Below are 18,721 nucleotides of genomic sequence, written 5' to 3' on the forward strand. Positions count from 1 at the left end.
TTCAGTGTTTTTTCATTTCTAAGAGGATCGTATCAATTGAAGCATGATCTTCAGGCATTGTATCAATATGATTCCAAAGGATGTTTCCTTTTTCGTCAAATAACCAAGTACCACCCTGGATATAGATATCATGGGTTTTCATTGCTTTTTGAACGAGCCTTTTCTGCTCGGGGTCTTCTGGTATGAATGCCTTCGTGCCGCCCTTTAATAAGCCTTTTCCTGCCTTTGCAAGCAGCTTCCATTTCTGCATTGTTTGATGACCCATACTGCTATAAAGTTCACGTGTAGGATCACCAAACACTGAGTATGGATAAGGGCCGAAAGCTTCAACAAATTGTTCTAAGTATGCCCCAGTAGATGGGGTGATAATGACAATTTGGGTTCCCTTTGTGGTTATCTCTTCATATCTCTCACGCAACTGCGTAAGCATTTCCCGGCAAACAGGTCAGCCAGGATGGCGTACAAATACTACTAAGCTTTTCCTATTCTCGATGACCTCTTTAAATGTTTGGTCTTCATGAAAGGGTCTTTGTAAAATAAAATTCATTTAATTTCACCTCAAATTTATGTCTATCACATTTTGAAAGCTTTCAATCATTAAATTGTACACTTTTTTATTGAGCATCGATGATTATCTTGTGTAAATTAGATGTCTTTCCTATCAATATTACTTTATATTTAGACCTTCACTGTGTTACGATAACGTATAAAAGTGGAATGTGGAAAAGGGTGGGTTAAATGATTAAAACCATTTTGTTTGACGTTGATGGGGTGCTGTTAAGTGAAGAGCATTATTTCGACGCCTCTGCTTTAACCGTATGGGAATTGTTACACAGTAATAATTATTTGGCATTGGCACCAGAAAAATTCAAAACAGATTATAGTGAAGCAGAAATTAAGAAGATTCGGGACACTGTATTTGGAACGAATGATGAAGTCCTAAAGCTCATGAAGTCAAGGGGGCTTAATGCGAATTGGGATATGATTTATTTATCCTTTGGTCACCAATTGATCCATCTCTTATCCCAGATAAAGGAAAACGAGTATAACAAAATCAACAGTTGGCTGCAGGAACCCATTACTAGAGAAGTGCTGCTTGAAATAGGAAGAGTATTACAAACATATTCAGTTAATCTGGATTTCAATTTATTTGTCTCTGATTTTGAACATTCAACGGAAACAAAGCAAGAATTGTTTAACTATCTCAATCAATTAGCTTCAGTGCAGCTTGGGATTACAACGGAGATTTTTAGCGGAATCGGGGCACTTTGGTCGGTATGTGAGCATGTTTGTCAGGAATGGTATGTTGGAGATGAGAATGTGGAAAAATCCACTGGCAGACCCTCTGTGCAGTTGGGAAAGAAAGGCTTCTTAGCAAACGAAACCACATTAGCAGGTCAAGCAGAAATTGAAGCACTCTTTTCATTTCTTAAGGAATCTGGAGTAAAGATAGGCATTGGAACGGGGAGACCTGAGCTTGAAACCATACAGCCATTTCACCATTTGAACTGGCTAAAACACTTTGACATCAATCATATTGTCACTGCGGATGATGTGCTAAAAGCAGAAAAGGGACTAAGTGATAGAAGGTCACTGTCAAAACCAGATCCATTTACATACATTATGGGTCTTAAAGGAAGAGAAACTTCAGTTGGGGATTGTTTGAGTACGTCCTTGCCAATTGCAAACGGCGAAGAGGTTTTAGTAGTGGGTGACTCTTTAGCAGATCTGCTGGCAGCACGGAAATTGGGATGTCAGTTTGCAGCCGTTTTAACTGGGCTATCAGGAAAAGATGCGAGAAGTGACTTTGAAAAGTACGAGGCAGACTATATTTTTGATAATGTCCTCGATATAAAGAATCTTATAGTACGAAAATAAGAGGGATTGCAGCGCAATCCCTCTGTTTTTTCTATTTAACTTTCTCTAACTCAAGTCTTCCTGGATAAAATGAATCAACATTTTCTAACTCTAAAGATTGAGCTTCATTTAAACCATTAATTTGTGTAAGGGCGGTGATAACCTCTGGAGTAAGCTGCTTATCAAGTGTCAACACCATGATAGCTTCTCCGCCAACAGTGGTTCTACCTACTTGCATTGTTCCAATATTAATCTGATAATCTCCAAGAAGAGATCCAACTTTACCAATCATACCAGGCACGTCCTGATGTTTTACAAGTAAAAGGTGGCTTTCAGGTCTTACATCAATACGATAATCGTTGATTTTCACGATTCTGGCACCATAGCCGTTTAAGACTGTCGCGCCAATTTTAGCTGTTTCCGAGCCTTTTGTAATGGAAAGCTCCATATAATTGGCGAAACCTTTATTAGAGGCATTTTTTTGCACATTATAGGAAACACCTTGCTCCTTTAAAAGATGAAGAGCATTAATTAAATTAACAGAGTCACTTAAATGGTGAGATAAGACCCCTTTAATCATGGTTCGAGTTAATAGTTCTGTATCTTCTTCGATTAAATCTCCATAATAATTAATTTCGATTTTAGAAGGAGCATGTTTTAAAAGTTGAACCACCAGCTGCCCCACTTGTTCTCCAAGCAGTAAATATGGCTGCATTTTTTGCTGCGTTTCACCTGACATTTGCGGCATATTCACCGCATTGCGGATGGACTGCGTTTCAAGGATTTCAATAATTTCTTCACTAACCTCTTGTGCAACTTTTTCCTGTGCTTCTACTGTAGAAGCCCCCAAATGCGGAGTAACAATAATATTTGGGTTATCCAACAGGGCTGGGTCGGCAACTGGTTCCTTTTCAAAAACATCGAGTGCTGCACCTGCAACGTGGCCTGCTTGAATCGCCCTTACCAGCGCTTTTTCATCGATAATTCCGCCTCGTGCGACGTTAATAAATCGTACGCCCTTTTTTGTCTTGCTTAAGTATTCGTCGTTAACTAAACCTTTTGTATCATTTGTAAGTGGTGTATGAATGGTAATGAAATCAGACTCACGTGCAATTAGATCAAGACTAGCTTTTTTCATTCCAAGTTTCTCGGCTCTTTCCTCAGTTAAATAAGGATCATAACCTAAAATATTCATCCCAAAGCTCTTAGCACGCTTCGCTACTTCCGTTCCGATTTTACCCATACCAATGACACCAAGCGTTTTTTTGTATAATTCTACTCCCTTGAAAGAATTTCGATCCCATTCTCCGCCAACAGTTTTTTTGTGAGCTTGGGGAATCATTCTAGCCATAGAGAGCATCATCGCTAATGTATGTTCTGTAGCAGCAATCGTGTTGGCACCAGGAGCATTTATAACGATGATTCCTTTACCTGTTGCAGCATTTACATCGATATTATCTACCCCTACACCAGCTCTAGCAATTACCTTAAGCTTGTCAGCATATTGAAGCAGTTCTGCACTTACTTTCGTCTGGCTGCGTACAATTAAAGCCTCGTAATCTCCTATTATATTCTTTAGCTCTTCGAACTTTAATGTAGGCTGGCGCTCTACAATAAAATTAGGGTGGTCAAACAAGCTTTTCAAACCAGTATCACTAATACCATCGGTAACAAGTACCTTAAACATTATTAACTCATCCTTTCATTCCTAAGTTTTTTATAAAAAAAAAGTCCCCCATAACAGGACAGATTTGTCTTGTTATGAGGGACGTGATCTACGTGGTGCCACCCTCTTTTGCTGCAAATAGATATGCAGCCTCAATCGGTTAACGGGTATCCCGGGCATTCCTACTGAAATTTCAGTTTGCCAGTTCAGAAGGGCTGGGCAAAGTTAAGAAATTGCACCGGTTCACAGCAGCCACCGGCTCTCTGAAGCATTCTCTTAATGCCGTCTTCATCATCACTTTTAATTTGAGTATTTACCTGAATTTAAAGAATATTCTACATGGATACCTTTAATATTGTAAAGAGTTAAAAAAAATAATTTTTTGAGTATTCGAATTTAAAAATTTTTATTATAAAGTGAGGCCAATACTGGTATAGCAGTAAGCGATTACATTGAATTTTTAAAAAAATTAGTCTATTGTAAATATATTGAGAGAATAATATAATGTCTACTATATATAGACAATTGTACGTATGTAGGAGACAAAGCGGGAGGGTTTTATTATGAAAGCAATCCAAATTGGGTTACTCGGTTTAGGAACAGTTGGATCAGGGGTTGTAAAAATTATTAAAAATCACCAAGATAAATTAATGCACCAGGTCGGTTGTCCTGTTGTCATCAAGAAAATCCTGGTCCAAAATATACATAAAACAAGACCGTCTGAAGTCGATCCAGCGTTATTAACATCTACCCCATCAGATATTCTGCATGATCCTGAGATAGATGTTGTGATTGAAGTAATGGGCGGGGTCAAAGAAACAAAGGAATATTTGCTTGGTGCCCTCCGTCAAGGAAAGCATGTTGTAACGGCAAACAAAGATTTAATGGCCCTTCATGGATCAGAATTGTTAACTGTTGCTTCCGAAAATGGCTGTGATTTATTTTATGAAGCTAGTGTAGCTGGAGGTATTCCTATATTAAGAGGGCTAGTTGATGGTCTCGCCTCTGATCGGATTACGCAAATGATGGGTATTGTAAATGGTACTACTAATTTTATTTTAACAAAAATGAGTCAAGATGGGTTAAATTATGAAGATGTTTTGAAGGAAGCACAAGAGCTGGGATTTGCAGAAGCAGACCCAACATCAGACGTTGAGGGGTTAGACGCCGCTCGTAAAATGACTATTTTAGCGACATTAGGATTTTCAATGAATATAGAGCTTGATGATGTACAGGTTAAAGGAATTTCCAACATCACAGAAGAAGATTTACGCTATGGTAAACAGTTAGGCTATACAATGAAGCTGTTAGGATACGCTCACCGTGAAGGGGAAAAAGTAGAAGTAAGTGTACAGCCTACATTCTTATCTGACAACCATCCATTGGCTTCCGTTCAAAACGAGTATAACGCTGTTTATGTGTACGGCGAAGCTGTTGGTGAAACCATGTTTTATGGACCTGGTGCAGGAAGCCTGCCAACCGCAACGGCAGTGGTTTCAGATTTAGTCGGAGTAATGAAAAATCTGCGACTTGGAGTAAACGGACGCAGTGCGGTAACACCACAGTATCCTAAGCGCTTAAAGGATGATAATGAAAAGTACTCTAAATACTTCTTACGAATTCATGTACAGGATGAGGTCGGTGTATTTGCAGAACTTACCTCCATTTTTGCGAAGTATGGTGTCAGCTTTGAAAAAATACTACAGCTTCCAGTAAAGAAAAATGAAACATCTGAAATTGTCTTAGTGACACATAAAGCATCACTCACAAATTATGATGCAATTCTTTATGAATTAAATGATTTACCAGCGGTTAAAGAAGTTAAAAGTGCATACAGAGTGGTGAGAAAATCATTATGAGATGGCAAGGATTGATTGAAGCATATAAAGAATTTTTACCAGTAAGTACTCAAAGCAACTTGGTAGATGTGAAAAAATTGCCAAATAATGAGCTTGGAGTTATGCAGCATATTAAGGGAGTTGTTGACTGATGACTCTAAATGATGCGAAGTTTGTAATTAAAGTTCCAGCGAGCTCTGCTAATCTTGGTCCTGGCTTTGACTCCATCGGTGTTGCACTTAATCTATATTTAACCTTAGAAGTAGAGAAAAGTGAGAAATGGGAATGCTATTCCACATCAGAGGAATTAAAGGATCTTCCATCAGATGAACAGCATTTTATCTGTCTGATTGCTTTGCAAACTGCAGCAAAGTATGGCAAGGAATTGCACCCTTGTAAAATAAAGCTTGAGAGTGACATTCCATTGGCACGCGGTCTAGGTTCAAGTGCTTCAGCTATTATTGCCGGGATTGAGCTTGCTGATCACATCGGTGAGTTAGGATTAACAAAACAAGATAAGCTATTACTCTCTACAGAGATAGAGGGTCATCCAGATAACGTTGGGGCATCTTTATATGGGGGCCTTGTCATCGGCAGTTATCAGCAAGGTGAGGTGGATATAATCCCTATTACAGACATTTCTTTTGAAATGGTTGCTGTAATCCCAAAAGAAAGCTTATTAACGAAGGATTCTCGTGGTGTCTTGCCAACAGAATTTTCTTATTCAAATGCGATTCAAGCATCGTCTACTTCTAATGTTTTAGTGGCAGCACTTCTTAGTCAAAACTGGGAGTTAGCTGGTAAAATGATGGAAAAAGACCTTTTTCATCAGCCCTATCGGAAACCATTAATTCCTTTTTACGGTGATGTAGAAAACTTCGCCAAGACTGAAGGTGCGTTCGGTGTCGCTTTAAGTGGTGCTGGGCCAACTGTTTTATGTTTTTGTGAAAAAGGAAAAGGCCGATTACTTGAACAATCCATTCAATCAACTTTTCCTGAAATGGCAGCTAAACTGCTTAGCATAGACTATACAGGAAGCAGCATATTCACAATTAATAATTGCACAGCAAATTAGGGCCGAGATAGACTCGGTCCTTTAATTATTTGTGAATATATAACTACCCTTTCACTCCATGCAGCCACTCCTGATAACATTCATCACAAAGGATCTCATCTCTTTCACTATTTGAATTTAAAAAAGTAACATAGTGATGTTGTTTTTCCTCAATTTCATTGACACAATAAAAACACTTTTCCGGCATATTTCTTTCTCCTTTTCCTAGAGGTTTCCTTAGTTTTTCATGAAATTGATTTTTGTTGCATAGAAAAAATCGCCACTTTATTTCCAAATAATTCACTTTATAAGTTAAACTACATGTAAACCAGATTGAAGAGGTGGATTAGCATGGATTTTATTAATAAGGTAGTCATTGTTACCGGGGCAGCAAAAGGAATTGGCCGTGGTGTCGCAGCTGCTTATGCCGAAAATGGAGCAAAAGTTGTGATTGCTGATATCGATGAAACTGCAGGTAAACAGACAGAAGCCGACCTAAAACCACTGGGGGCAAATATCCTCTTTGTGAAAACAGATGTAAAAAAAGAAGATGATATTATTTACCTTATGGAAACAGCAAAAAAGACTTACGGCAGGATAGATGTGTTAATTAATAATGCTGGCAAAGGGTTATTTAAATCACTGTTTGAAGTAACTTTGGAAGAATGGGATGATATTATCCAAACCAATTTGAGAAGTGTTTTCTTATGTTCACGTGAGGCAGCAAAGTATATGCGTGAGAATCAAGAGGGAGGAGCCATTGTTAACATCGCTTCGACTCGAGCGCTCATGTCTGAACCGAATTCTGAGGGATATGCGGCAACAAAGGGAGGAATTGTTGCGATTACGCATGCTCTAGCGTCATCTCTTAGCAATGAACAGATTACCGTAAATGCCATTTCACCCGGCTGGATTCACACAGGCGACTTCTCACAATTAACAGACATTGATCATAATCAGCATTTTTCTAGACGCGTTGGTAAGCCCGATGATATTGCAAGGGCGTGTTTGTATTTAACAGCAAGAGAGAATAATTTTGTAACGGGGATTAACCTAGTAGTTGATGGTGGTATGACGAAAAAAATGATTTATGAAGAATGAGAAATGGCAACTTTTGAAAAACCTATTTCTGCCATTTAAGCAAAATATATGATAAAATAAACTAAAAATTTAAAAAATAGGAAGGAGGATTATAAATGAAGCTGCCTATTATACAAACAAAACTGCGAATCCCCGTTATTAAAGATGAATTTATTAGGCGTGCTAAACTTACTAGAAAAATGAAGAAAATACCTGAGTACCCCTTGACCATTATTCATTCGGGAGCTGGTTTTGGAAAAAGTACGGCACTGGCTTTGTTTATGAGGGATGAAAAAATCCCAGGCTGCTGGTACTCCATTTCTTCAATGGATGACGACATCCTTCCATTCCTTTCCTATATCATTCATTCGATTAGAGGTTTGGTTCCTGATTTTGGCCAGGAAATTGCAAAACATATCGAAACCATGGACCGTTACATACGGGAAGAAGATTTGAGTTATTTATGCACCTTGTTTATAAATGAAATCTTTGAAGTTGATTCTGATATTACGTTGATATTGGATGACTATCATCAAATTGAGCATTCCTATACGATTAACAGCTGGATTGAAAAATTACTACAGCATATTCCGGCTAATTTACATTTAGTGATTTCAAGTCGAAGCCGACCTAACTGGAAGCATTTAACGAAAATGAAGGTTAACGGGCAGTTACTAGAAATTACCCGGGAAGATTTAGTTCTTACTATAGACGAAATGGAATTATTATTAACCGACCTTTATGGATTGGAAATAGAACCCACACACTTACAAAGTATCTATCAATTAACAGAAGGCTGGATTATCGCATTATGTATGATTGCACAGCAAATTCCACTTACTGGAGATATCTCCGCACTCTTTGAACACTCTACTTATTCACTTCAGGACTTATTCGACTACTTAGTAATGGAAGTCTTTTCAAAACAGCCGCCCATCATTCAGCAATTTTTGGAACAAACATCCATTTTAGATGTAATGGAAGAAGAGCTTTGCGATGAAGTAATTGGAATTCATGGTGCTTCTAATATGCTCGAGCAATTAAAGGAACGAAATTTGTTCATCCAAAAGATTGGATTAAAGCATTATCGCTACCATGCGCTTTTTAAGGAATTTCTAGAAAACGCTTTCTCGAAAAATAACCCCTCCGCCTATTCGGCACTCCATGAGAAATGTGCAAGATTCTATGAAAAAAAATCGCTGTGGGAAGAGGCTCTCTATCACTATAAAAAGATCAATCATTATAAAGCAATCGCATCCATCTTACAGGATCAGGGCGTTAACATGCTTGAGGGCGGAAAACTAAAAAGCCTGTCTGATCATTTAATGTTGATACCTGTCCATGAGTTGGACACGTATTATCTTCTCTGGTTTCTAAAAGCAGAGGTCCTCAGGTATCGTTCCCAATATCAAGAGGCAGAGAAATGTTATGATAAAACCTACTTAGAGGCCGGGAAGAGGAATGATTATCTCGGGATGAGCAAGGCGTTAGAAGGAAAAGCGAAGATTTATTTAGATACCATCCAGCCTCATCAAGCCGAAAGATTATTGTATGAAGCGATTGAAGCCAGAGAAAAAAGTACTAGTCCAGAATCGGAAAAGGCGAGGCTATATTATTTGCTTTCTGAAAATCTTCTGAATGCTGGAAAATCAACCAACGCGGAAAAATGGCTGCAAAAAGCAAAAGACTCCAGCCCGGCGATAGTAGATGGAAATATAGAAGCAAGATTGTATTTAAGAACTGGCCGGTTTGAGAAAGCAAAAAAGGCCTTATACAACCAAAAAGTAGAATTGTCAGCTGAAAATGGTACTGCTCTTCCGAAGTCACATAGAGAAACAGATTTGCTATTGTCGTTAATAGAAGCCTTTATGGGGGAAGGATTAAATGCCAAGGATTTAGCACAAGCAGGCATACAACAAGGTATCAGTTTAAAAGCACCTTTTGTGGAGGCATGCGGCTGGATTCGGATGGGGCATGCAGTCCAAATTCTTAATAAATATGACTCAGATTTAGCCGAACAGTGCTACAATACGGCTTTGGATATTATGGATACTCTTAATGTAGAAAGGGGAAAAGCCGAACCGTTAATGGGTCTTTGTATCCTGTATGGAACTAGAGGAGAATATGAGCGTGCCCTAGATGCCGGAAAAAAAGCATTGCTAGAGACGGAAAAAGTGCAGGATATCTGGCTTTCCGCTCTTATCAGTCTGTGTATGGGGATTACTTGTATTTATAACGAAAGAGTAAATAAGGGACTAAATTACTTAGAAAAAACAAGAGAATTATTTTATCAATGTGAGGATTCTTTTGGACAAATGTTATCCAGTTTCTGGATCTCTTATATTTACTTTCTAGAAAAAGAAGAAGATATGTTTAGGCAGACAATCGATAAGTTTTTATATATGATTCAAACCTATGAATTTGAGTTCTTCTTCCATAATGTGTCATTATTTAGCCCGAGGGATTTACAAATGGTCGTTCCGTTATTAATAGAATGTACAAAAGGGAATATTCATAGGTCATATGCGGTAAAAATCCTTCAGGATATTGGGATTACTGGATTGGATTCACATCCTGGCTATTCGATCAGAGTTCAAACACTGGGTCAATTTAAAATTTGGCTTGGGGAAAAGGAAGTTGCTGAAAAAGATTGGCAGCGTGAAAAAGGCAAGGAATTGTTTCAGCTCTTTATTACCGTTAACGAACTGATTTCCAAAGAAGAGATATTCCAAATTCTTTGGCCTAATCAAGATACTAAAAATGCTGACCGTGATTTTAAAGTTGCATTAAATAGTCTCCATCATGTTCTAGAGCCAATGCGGAAGGCGAGGGCAGCCCCCTTTTTTATTATCAGAGAAGGAATGTTTTATGGATTAAATCCACATGCGAAAGTTGAACTAGATACAACGCAATTTCAAACATTAATTCAAAATGGGCTAAATGAAACGTCCCAAGAGAAAGTGATACCTCTTTTGGAAAAAGGCTTAAAACTTTATCAAGGGGAATACTTGCCAGAACGAAGATATGATGATTGGTGTATAAGTAAACGAGAGAGTATGCTGGTTTACTTCTTACGAGCTGCTGAAAGAATCGCTCAAATTATGGTTCGACAAGAGAAATATGATCATGCTATCTTTTGGTGTGAAAAAATACTTAAACGCGACCGCACTTGGGAAGAAGCCTATCGATTGTTAATGTATTGTTTTTATCGTAAAAACAATCGTCCACAGGCAATGAAATGGTATCAAAAATGCAAGGTGGTATTGGAAGAAGAGCTCGGAGTATCTCCTCTAGAACCAACGAAACAAATGCACGACATGATACTCGAATCAGAAAAGTATATTGATCGAATCGAGCAGCCTTAATGCAGGGCTGTTTTTTTGTCTTTGTCTGACTTCCCGAGGGCGCATACCTTGCCTTGTAACTTCTCTGTAACTCTACTTTTCTATTATTAACTCAAAGCTTTGCAAGTTTTGATTTAAATAATAAGGGGGAAAAGAAGTGAAGGCTTTTCGTGGAAAAGGGATTTTGTTAGGATTTCTAATTTTTATCATGATATTTGCTACAGCATGCAGTTCTGACAAGACTAAGGGAGAGACAAGTAGTAATGGAGAAAAGGCCGAGAATAAAGAGCCAATTAAAATTGGTGTTCTTGCCTCAACAACTGGTGCCTTAGAATCTTATGGTAAACAAACGTTAAGAGGTTTTGAGCTTGGACTTGATTATGCAACGGAAGGAAAAATGGAAGTTGCAGGAAGAAAAATTGAGTTTGTGGTTGAGGATACAGAAACAAAGCCAGAAGTTGCTGTCCAAAAAGCAACCAAGCTTTTAGAAGAAGATGAAGTGGACTTCTTAGTTGGATCATCCAGCTCTGCAGATACATTAGCAGTCCTGCCGCTTGCTGAAGAATATCAAAAGATTATGATTGTTGAACCAGCTGCTGCAGATAGTATTACAGGGTCAGAATTTAATAAGTACATTTTCCGTTCAGCGCGAAATTCTTCACAGGATGCCGTTGCGGGCGCAGCTGCAATTGCGGATAAAGGTGTAAAAATTGCTACCCTTGCTCCAGATTATTCGTTCGGACGTGACGGGGTTGCAGCCTTTAAAGAAGCGGCTGAAAAGCTAGGTGCAGATATTGTATTAGAAGAGTATGCAGACCCTGCTGCAACTGATTTTACCTCAAACATTCAAAAGATTATTGATGCAAAACCAGATTATTTATTTGTTGTTTGGGCGGGTGCAAACTCTCCTTGGAAGCAAATTTCTGATATGAAGGTTCAAGACAAGGGAATCAAAATTTCAACTGGTGCTCCGGATATTGCAGCTTTGGCTACTATGGAACCGCTAGTTGGCATGGAAGGCTTCACTGTTTATTATCATGATCTTCCTAAAAATGAAATTAATGATTGGCTCGTTACTGAACATAAGAAGCGATTCAACGGAGATGTTCCTGATTTATTTACACCAGGTGGCATGAGTGCAGCGATTTCGATTGTTGAAGCATTGAAGAAAACCAAAGGCGACGCCGACGCCGATAAACTAATTGAAACAATGGAAGGCATGAGCTTCGAGACACCAAAAGGAAAAATGACCTATCGCGCAGAAGATCACCAGGCCCTTCAAGCACTATACGCCATTAAACTAGAAAAGAAAGACGGCGTACCTTACCCAGTCCCAGTGCTAATGCGAGAACTAACACCAGAAGAAACCGCACCTCCTGTCCGTAAGTAAGAAGGTGTTCGTCAATAATCACTGTATCGAAGCTAAATGCTAATTTTGGCACTCTGTTAATTGGAGCGGAAGGCACGAAGACTCCTGCGGGAGGACGGGTCAGGTGAGACCCCACAGGCGCTTTAGCGTCGAGGAGGCTCACCGGACCGCCCGCGGAAAGCGAAGTGCCTGGAGGGGAAATCAACAGACAACGATAACACATCCAAATCATATGAGGGTTCGACCTGTTATTATCGGTCACCCTCTTCCTTATTTCTATCTACAAGATCGGTGGTGAAAGTATGACAACTTTAATTGAAACAAACGATTTATCCATAACCTTTGGGGGACATACAGCAGTTGATTCAGTCAGCATTTCAGTTCCAGAAAAACACTTTAAATCCATCATTGGTCCAAATGGCGCAGGAAAAACAACATTCTTTAATCTTTTAAGCGGTCAATTGAACCCTACGAATGGAAAAATTTATTTTCGGGGAAAGGATATCACAAAACTTTCTTCAACGAAGCGAACAAGAGAAGGGATTGGACGTTCTTTTCAAATTACCAATGTATTTCCTAATTTAACTGTCCTTGAAAATGTAAGACTTGCCGTTCAATCTAGAGCCGGAGTTCGCTATCAGATGTTATTTCATTATAAAAAATATCGTGAATTTGAAGCGAAGGCCCTAGAGTGGCTAAGGCTTGTGCTATTAGACGATAAAGTTGACTCATTTGCCATCAATTTGGCACATGGAGAAAAGAGAAAGCTCGAAATGGCTATGCTCCTTGCGCTTGAAACCGAGGTCCTTTTATTAGATGAACCGACTGCTGGTATGTCATTAGAAGACGTGCCTGCAATATTAGAAGTCATCAAAAGAATTAAGGAACAGGGAAATCGAACAATCATTTTAATTGAGCACAAGATGGATATGATATTAGACTTATCAGATTCTGTCATGGTGTTATTTAATGGCAGGTTGCTTGCGGACGGAACACCTGAAGAGATTATGAAAAATGAAACGGTCCAATCTGCTTATTTAGGAGGTGTCAGCGTGTGAGCGAGCTGCTGAAGCTTAATAATATCGAGACATATATTGGACAATATCATATTTTGCAGGGTGTTTCTCTTGAAGTGAAAAAAGGTGAGGTAACAGTACTGCTCGGAAGGAATGGCGCCGGAAAAACGACAACATTACGGACCATCATGGGTCTAAATCCAGCTTCAAAAGGAAGTATTGTTTATAAAGGAGAAGAAATCCAGTCCTTGCCGACGTATACCATCGCCCAAAAGGGAATAGGATATGTTCCGGAAGACCAAGGTATTTTTGCTGGATTGACAGTCGAAGAGAATATGAAAGTAGCCATTCAAAAAGAAAACGAAGAAACAAATAAGCGGCTTGAATATATCTTAAATTTGGTCCCTGACTTAAAAAAGTTTTGGAAAAAACCAGGCGGGTTATTGAGCGGTGGTCAAAAACAAATGCTTTCGATCGCCAGAGCCTATGTAAATGATAACGAATTGTTATTAATTGATGAGCCAAGTAAGGGGTTGGCCCCTATTGTTGTCGAGAAGGTGATGGAATCCATCCTGCAAATGAAGGACCAAACCACAATCGTCTTAGTGGAACAAAACTTCATGATGGCCAGTACCATCGGTGATTGCTTTTATATTATCGATGATGGAAGAACGGTAAGTACCGGCCCAATGAAACAGTTAAAAGAAGATGAGGAAATGAAACGAAAGTACTTGGGGATTGCGTAGGGAAGGAGGAACGGGTTGGATGGAGCTATTGTTTAATTTGACATTAAATGGACTTGCAACAGGAATGCTGATTTTCTTATTAGCAGCAGGATTGACGCTGATTTTTGGACTAATGGATGTACTTAACTTTGCCCATGGCGGATTATTTGCCTGGGGCGCTTATAGCGGGATATGGATTTATAGTACTACTGGGAGCTTTCTTTTTGGTATCATTGGAGCCATTCTGACTGGTTTCTTACTGGGGATTATCACTGAAAAGTGGATTATCAAGCCTGTTTACGGCAATCATGTTCAGCAAATTTTAATCACACTTGGCTTAATGTTGGTTTTATCAGAAATGTTAAAAGTCATATGGGGACCAAATCAATTAACAGCTAACCCTCCAGAATATTTGAGAGGCAGCTGGGAAATTGGCGACATGATTATCATTAAATATCGAGTATTCATCATCATTGTCGGGCTGCTCGTTTTTGCAGGCGTACAATTCTTGCTCAAAAATACGAAAATAGGTCTGGTTGTCCGGGCTGGAGTTATGAATAAGGAAATGGTTCAGGCGTTGGGAATTAATATTAAGAAGGTATTTATGTTTGTATTTATGATTGGTTCTGGAATGGCTGCACTAGGCGGAGTACTTTTTGGACCTTACTCAGGAGTTATTCACGCTGGCATGGGTATGGAATTTGCGATACTAGCTTTTATTGTGGTTGTTATTGGCGGGATGGGAAATTTCACTGGGTCTGTTATGGCAGCGATTTTGGTGGGTTTGTCAGGTTCGTTCATGGCGTATTATGTGCCTGAATTATCCTTAGCAGTAAATATGCTTTTAATGGCAGTAGTGTTAATCGTTAAGCCACAAGGACTTTTTGGAGGGAAGGGGTGAGCGTATGAGGTGGATTGTCAATAATCGAATGAATGCTATTTATCTTATCATTGCTGCTTTTCTACTTCTTCTTCCCTTCGTCTATGAATCAAGGAATATGCTGATCCTCTTAACACAAATTTTTGTATTTGCAATCCTTGCGATGAGCTATGATTTACTACTGGGCTTTACCGGAATTGTTTCCTTTGGGCATGCGATGTTTTTTGGTATCGGGGCCTACTCGATTGGGATATTCATGAAGCGTTTTGAGCCTACTATGCTTCATTTTATTTATGCCGTACTGGCCACCATTTTGATTACTGCGATCGTTAGTTTTATTGTTGGTTTGCTTACACTAAGGTTGAAAAGTCATTTTTATGCAATGTTAACAATGGCATTGGCGGGTTTATTTTTAGTATTAGCGGAAAAGTGGCGGACATTGACGTTCGGAAATGATGGATTTACGTTTCGGGTACCGGAAATTTTCATTGATCGGACCAATTTTTACATCATATGTTTAGTCTCCATGATAGCTGTATTTATAATTCTAAAACGCTTCACGAATTCCCCGCTTGGGAGAGTTTTGCAGGCGATTCGAGAAAATGAACAACGAACAGAGTCCTTAGGCTATCAAGTATTACATTATAAGATTGCAGCTAGTGTCGTTTCTGGTGTGTTAGCGGGAATAGCGGGTATCTTTTATGCAATGTCCCTACGCTATGTGAATACGAGCGTATTTACGATGGATATTACCTTAGATGCTTTATTAATGACGATAATCGGTGGTGTGGGTACCTTAGTTGGTGCCATTATTGGTGCAGGATTAATTGAATTTGCCCATGATGGGTTAACAGAACTGGCAAAAGAACATTGGATATTTGAGCGTTGGATTATTTTCTTTGGCATTATTTATATACTAGTTGTCATTTTCTTCCCATTAGGTATTGTGGGAACACTAAGGAATTTCACTTGGAAACGAAGTAAACAGGAAACTGCTAAGAAAAAAGAAAACCTAGCTGGATAGGGGGAGGCTGATGGAATCATTACAAATTGCATCCTTCGTCGTTCGTTTTCAACTTGCCGCTGTTGATAAAGAAACAGGTAAAAAACAATGGAGAATTAAAGTAACCCATGTGCAAGAAGAACGAGAAACATTATTTGAGACCATCGAAGAAGCAACTGCATTTATGAAGTCAATGGTAGAAGACTCTTAGTTTAGGAGGTGAGAGTTTTGGGAATAGGAATTGTTAGTATGGGTCTTTACCTTCCAGATGAATACATGACTGGTGACGAGATAGCAGAAATCGCTGGTATCCCCTCACATATTGTTGAAGAAAAGATGGGGATTAAGAAGAAACATGTACCAGGCGATAATGATCATACATGTGAGATGGGGATTCTTGCGGCAAAGCAGGCAATAGAAAGAGCAGGTATAGATCCTTTGGAAATTGATGTTGTCATTTATATTGGCGAAGAACATAAAGAATATCCACTTTGGACGGCTGGAATCAAACTCCAGGAAGCTGTTGGAGCACTAAATGCATGGGCATTTGATGTTGCTTTACGATGTGGAACAACTGTGATGGCGCTTAAAGTCGCAAAAAGCATGATGATGGCAGATCCAACGATAAAAACTGTACTGCTGGCAGGCGGATACCGAAATGTTGATTTCATAGACTACCAGAACCCGCGGACGCGCTTTATGTTTAACTTAGGTGCAGGCGGTGGAGCCATTCTATTGAAAAAAGACCATTACGAAAACGTCTTGTTAGAAACGGAGCTAATCACTGATGGTTCTTTTTCCGAGGATGTTGTGGTTGTTTCTGGAGGTACAAAACATCCAATAACAAAAGAGGCTATTGAACATCGTCTAAATAAACTCGATGTCCTTGATCCTGATGGAATGAAACAGCGATTGGAACAAAAATCAATGGTCAATTTTATTAAGGTGATTAGGGAATCCATTAGAAAAAGTGGTTATAAAGAAGAAGATATTTCTTATCTGTCCATGCTCCACATGAAACGGTCTGCTCATGAATATGTATTAAAAGAATTAGGATTAACGCCGGAACAATCAATCTATCTTGAGGAGTACGGACATATCGGTCAAATTGATCAAATTTTATCACTAGAGCTTGCATTAAAAGAAGGGAAGATATCAGATGGTGACCTAGTCGTTTTTGTTAGTGCTGGGATCGGTTATGCATGGGGAGCAACTGCAATAAAATGGGGGAAGGTGAGTTAAATGGCTAAAGTAACGATAAAAGAAGTACAGTTACCAAATGGAGAAACCATTGCCTATCGAGAGCGGCAAGGCGGGGAAAAAGGGGTATTACTCATACATGGAAATATGACTTCTTCTAAACATTGGGACCTTGTTCTAGATAATATGTCTGAGGAATATAAGTTATATGCTTTGGATTTACGCGGGTTTGGATTATCAAGCTACAATAAACTTATCACATCCATTAAAGATTTTTCAGATGATGTTAAGCTCTTCGTGGATGAGCTTGGCTTGAAGGATTTTGCGATTGTTGGCTGGTCAACTGGCGGTGCTGTCGCCATGCAATTTGCTGCCGATTACCCAGGGTATTGCAATAAGCTGATACTACTAGCTTCGGAATCTACTAGGGGGTATCCATTTGATGGAAAGCTAAGTGAGACCGAGACGCCTAGAAGATTTTCATCCTATGAAGAGATTAAACGTGATTTAATTCGGACCATACCTGTGCAAGCAGCCTACGACACAAATAATGTTGAATTATTGAAACTGATTTGGAACGCTGTCATCTATACACACAATCAGCCGGCTCCAGAGCTTTATGATGAGTATGTTCAGGATATGAGAACACAGCGAAACTTAGCGGAGGTACACCATTCAAACAATACCTTTAATATCAGTCATCATCATAATGGACTTGTAGAAGGAAATGGGCTAGTGGATAAAATTAATGTACCTGTTCTAGTATTAAGAGGAGAACGTGATTTTGTGGTAACAGCAGAGATGACAAAAGAGCTGGTAGAGGATTTAGGACCAAAAGCCAAATTTGTTGAGTTGAAGGACTGTGGTCATTCACCACTTGTTGACGACTTACCGCTATTATTACATGAGGTTACAAATTTCCTAAATACGGAGGTGCTTTAATGAGATTAAAAGATAAAGTGGCCATCATTACGGGAGCAGCTAATGGTATTGGATTCACTGCAGCTGAAACCTTTGCTAAAGAAGGTGCAAAGGTTGCTATGGCAGACTTTAATGTAGAACAAGGTGAAAAAAGTGCAGAGGAATTAAGAAGAAAAGGCTATGAAGTGACCTTTTTCCAAGTAAATGTTGCACAGCGTTCAAGTGTGGATGAAATGGTTGGAAAAGTCCGCGAAACCTACGGAAATATTAGTATCCTGATCAATAATGCAGGAATCACAAAAGATGCCATGCTTTCGAAATTAAAGGCTGAGGATTTTCAAGCAGTTGTGGATGTTAATCTTACAGGGGTATTTCACTGTACACAAGCAGTTTTACCGTCGATGCTTGAAATTGGAAAAGGTAAGATTATTAATACTTCTTCTGTATCAGGTGTGTATGGGAATGTCGGTCAAACGAATTATGCCGCCACGAAAGCTGGTGTGGTTGGGATGACAAAAACATGGGCAAAAGAACTTGGGCGTAAAGGAATAAATGTGAATGCCGTGGCACCTGGTTTTATCGAAACTGGAATGACCGCGAAAGTTCCGGAAAAAATATTAGACCAAATGAGACAGATGGTACCATTAGCACGGCTTGGGAAGCCAGAAGAGATCGCAAACGCGTACCTGTTTTTAGCATCTGATGAATCGAATTATGTAAATGGAACCGTCCTTCATGTAGATGGGGGAATAATGATGTAGCGAAGCG

At 39.2% G+C, this 18,721-nt stretch carries 17 protein-coding genes, 1 pseudogene and 1 other annotated feature; of the genes and pseudogenes, 15 read left to right on the forward strand and 3 right to left on the reverse strand.

Going from position 1 to position 18,721, the window contains the following annotated elements:
* Nucleotide 1: 1 nt before the first annotated feature.
* A pseudogene (locus ABC255_RS05945) lies at nucleotides 2–433 on the reverse strand (peroxiredoxin-like family protein); the annotation flags it as partial.
* Between the two features lie 305 nt (nucleotides 434–738).
* Here ABC255_RS05945 and ABC255_RS05950 point away from each other — a divergent pair.
* Nucleotides 739–1,878: an HAD family hydrolase gene (locus tag ABC255_RS05950; protein WP_412992043.1), complete on the forward strand. Its 1,140-nt coding sequence runs from the start codon at nucleotides 739–741 to the stop codon at nucleotides 1,876–1,878.
* Between the two features lie 31 nt (nucleotides 1,879–1,909).
* Here the strand turns inward: ABC255_RS05950 and serA are convergent, their stop codons facing one another.
* Nucleotides 1,910–3,544: a phosphoglycerate dehydrogenase gene (serA, locus tag ABC255_RS05955; RefSeq protein WP_412992045.1), complete on the reverse strand. Its 1,635-nt coding sequence runs from the start codon at nucleotides 3,542–3,544 to the stop codon at nucleotides 1,910–1,912.
* Nucleotides 3,545–3,618: 74 nt separating this feature from the next.
* Nucleotides 3,619–3,827, reverse strand: a binding site (T-box leader).
* Between the two features lie 259 nt (nucleotides 3,828–4,086).
* Here serA and ABC255_RS05960 point away from each other — a divergent pair.
* From ABC255_RS05960 to thrB, 3 genes are read left to right on the forward strand one after another with little or no spacing between them, the layout of a single operon-like run.
* Entirely contained in the window at nucleotides 4,087–5,382 is a 1,296-nt protein-coding gene (locus ABC255_RS05960; protein ID WP_412992046.1) for a homoserine dehydrogenase, read from the forward strand.
* Entirely contained in the window at nucleotides 5,379–5,513 is a 135-nt protein-coding gene (locus ABC255_RS05965) for a hypothetical protein (RefSeq protein ID WP_412992048.1), read from the forward strand. Before ABC255_RS05960 ends, ABC255_RS05965 begins: the two co-directional genes overlap by 4 nt.
* On the forward strand, nucleotides 5,513–6,436 hold the full coding sequence (thrB, locus tag ABC255_RS05970) for a homoserine kinase (protein WP_412992049.1): 924 nt from the start codon (nucleotides 5,513–5,515) through the stop codon (nucleotides 6,434–6,436). Before ABC255_RS05965 ends, thrB begins: the two co-directional genes overlap by 1 nt.
* 43 nt (nucleotides 6,437–6,479) lie before the next feature.
* On the opposite strand, the gene ABC255_RS05975 is transcribed toward thrB, so the two are convergent.
* Nucleotides 6,480–6,623 carry a hypothetical protein gene (locus ABC255_RS05975; RefSeq protein ID WP_412992051.1) on the reverse strand — a complete coding sequence of 48 codons (144 nt, stop codon included), beginning with the start codon at nucleotides 6,621–6,623 and terminating at the stop codon, nucleotides 6,480–6,482.
* Between the two features lie 143 nt (nucleotides 6,624–6,766).
* Between ABC255_RS05975 and ABC255_RS05980 the strand changes: the two genes are divergently transcribed.
* The 11 genes from ABC255_RS05980 to fabG all read left to right on the forward strand — a co-directional run bounded on the left by ABC255_RS05980 (nucleotide 6,767) and on the right by fabG (nucleotide 18,714).
* A complete protein-coding gene (locus ABC255_RS05980) occupies nucleotides 6,767–7,516 on the forward strand; it encodes a glucose 1-dehydrogenase (protein WP_412992052.1) in 750 nt (249 codons plus the stop codon).
* Nucleotides 7,517–7,611: 95 nt separating this feature from the next.
* Nucleotides 7,612–10,860, forward strand: a complete 3,249-nt coding sequence (locus tag ABC255_RS05985; RefSeq protein ID WP_412992054.1) for a winged helix-turn-helix domain-containing protein — start codon at nucleotides 7,612–7,614, stop codon at nucleotides 10,858–10,860.
* A gap of 187 nt (nucleotides 10,861–11,047) precedes the next feature.
* On the forward strand, nucleotides 11,048–12,229 hold the full coding sequence (locus ABC255_RS05990; protein ID WP_412998494.1) for a substrate-binding domain-containing protein: 1,182 nt from the start codon (nucleotides 11,048–11,050) through the stop codon (nucleotides 12,227–12,229).
* Between the two features lie 281 nt (nucleotides 12,230–12,510).
* Complete coding sequence (locus ABC255_RS05995; protein WP_335531892.1) at nucleotides 12,511–13,266, forward strand: ABC transporter ATP-binding protein; 756 nt, start codon at nucleotides 12,511–12,513, stop codon at nucleotides 13,264–13,266.
* A complete protein-coding gene (locus ABC255_RS06000; protein WP_412992056.1) occupies nucleotides 13,263–13,970 on the forward strand; it encodes an ABC transporter ATP-binding protein in 708 nt (235 codons plus the stop codon). Before ABC255_RS05995 ends, ABC255_RS06000 begins: the two co-directional genes overlap by 4 nt.
* Before the next feature lie 19 nt (nucleotides 13,971–13,989).
* On the forward strand, nucleotides 13,990–14,850 hold the full coding sequence (locus tag ABC255_RS06005; RefSeq protein WP_412992057.1) for a branched-chain amino acid ABC transporter permease: 861 nt from the start codon (nucleotides 13,990–13,992) through the stop codon (nucleotides 14,848–14,850).
* A gap of 4 nt (nucleotides 14,851–14,854) precedes the next feature.
* Nucleotides 14,855–15,853, forward strand: a complete 999-nt coding sequence (locus ABC255_RS06010; RefSeq protein ID WP_412992058.1) for a branched-chain amino acid ABC transporter permease — start codon at nucleotides 14,855–14,857, stop codon at nucleotides 15,851–15,853.
* 10 nt (nucleotides 15,854–15,863) lie between these two features.
* Entirely contained in the window at nucleotides 15,864–16,043 is a 180-nt protein-coding gene (locus ABC255_RS06015) for a hypothetical protein (RefSeq protein WP_412992059.1), read from the forward strand.
* 17 nt (nucleotides 16,044–16,060) lie between these two features.
* Complete coding sequence (locus tag ABC255_RS06020; RefSeq protein ID WP_412992061.1) at nucleotides 16,061–17,074, forward strand: 3-oxoacyl-ACP synthase; 1,014 nt, start codon at nucleotides 16,061–16,063, stop codon at nucleotides 17,072–17,074.
* Nucleotides 17,075–17,974: an intracellular short-chain-length polyhydroxyalkanoate depolymerase gene (gene phaZ / locus ABC255_RS06025; RefSeq protein ID WP_412992063.1), complete on the forward strand. Its 900-nt coding sequence runs from the start codon at nucleotides 17,075–17,077 to the stop codon at nucleotides 17,972–17,974.
* Nucleotides 17,974–18,714 carry a 3-oxoacyl-ACP reductase FabG gene (gene fabG, locus ABC255_RS06030; protein WP_412992065.1) on the forward strand — a complete coding sequence of 247 codons (741 nt, stop codon included), beginning with the start codon at nucleotides 17,974–17,976 and terminating at the stop codon, nucleotides 18,712–18,714. The genes phaZ and fabG overlap by 1 nt, the downstream gene beginning before the upstream one ends.
* Nucleotides 18,715–18,721 lie beyond the last annotated feature (7 nt).

This window comes from Neobacillus canaveralius, assembly GCF_047237705.1.
Taxonomy (GTDB): Bacteria; Bacillota; Bacilli; order Bacillales; family Cytobacillaceae; genus Neobacillus; species Neobacillus niacini_K.

What these genes read in the sequence shown, in the direction of transcription:
- ABC255_RS05985 (WP_412992054.1), top strand. Translation starts at nt 7,612, where the DNA reads ATGAAGCTGCCTATTATACAAACAAAACTGCGAATCCCCGTTATTAAA.
- ABC255_RS05995 (WP_335531892.1), top strand. Translation starts at nt 12,511, where the DNA reads ATGACAACTTTAATTGAAACAAACGATTTATCCATAACCTTTGGGGGA.
- ABC255_RS06015 (WP_412992059.1), top strand. Translation starts at nt 15,864, where the DNA reads ATGGAATCATTACAAATTGCATCCTTCGTCGTTCGTTTTCAACTTGCC.
- ABC255_RS05950 (WP_412992043.1), top strand. Translation starts at nt 739, where the DNA reads ATGATTAAAACCATTTTGTTTGACGTTGATGGGGTGCTGTTAAGTGAA.
- ABC255_RS05975 (WP_412992051.1), bottom strand. Translation starts at nt 6,623, where the DNA reads ATGCCGGAAAAGTGTTTTTATTGTGTCAATGAAATTGAGGAAAAACAA.
- phaZ (WP_412992063.1), top strand. Translation starts at nt 17,075, where the DNA reads ATGGCTAAAGTAACGATAAAAGAAGTACAGTTACCAAATGGAGAAACC.
- serA (WP_412992045.1), bottom strand. Translation starts at nt 3,544, where the DNA reads ATGTTTAAGGTACTTGTTACCGATGGTATTAGTGATACTGGTTTGAAA.
- ABC255_RS05965 (WP_412992048.1), top strand. Translation starts at nt 5,379, where the DNA reads ATGAGATGGCAAGGATTGATTGAAGCATATAAAGAATTTTTACCAGTA.
- fabG (WP_412992065.1), top strand. Translation starts at nt 17,974, where the DNA reads ATGAGATTAAAAGATAAAGTGGCCATCATTACGGGAGCAGCTAATGGT.
- thrB (WP_412992049.1), top strand. Translation starts at nt 5,513, where the DNA reads ATGACTCTAAATGATGCGAAGTTTGTAATTAAAGTTCCAGCGAGCTCT.
- ABC255_RS06010 (WP_412992058.1), top strand. Translation starts at nt 14,855, where the DNA reads ATGAGGTGGATTGTCAATAATCGAATGAATGCTATTTATCTTATCATT.
- ABC255_RS05960 (WP_412992046.1), top strand. Translation starts at nt 4,087, where the DNA reads ATGAAAGCAATCCAAATTGGGTTACTCGGTTTAGGAACAGTTGGATCA.
- ABC255_RS05990 (WP_412998494.1), top strand. Translation starts at nt 11,048, where the DNA reads ATGATATTTGCTACAGCATGCAGTTCTGACAAGACTAAGGGAGAGACA.
- ABC255_RS06005 (WP_412992057.1), top strand. Translation starts at nt 13,990, where the DNA reads ATGGAGCTATTGTTTAATTTGACATTAAATGGACTTGCAACAGGAATG.
- ABC255_RS05980 (WP_412992052.1), top strand. Translation starts at nt 6,767, where the DNA reads ATGGATTTTATTAATAAGGTAGTCATTGTTACCGGGGCAGCAAAAGGA.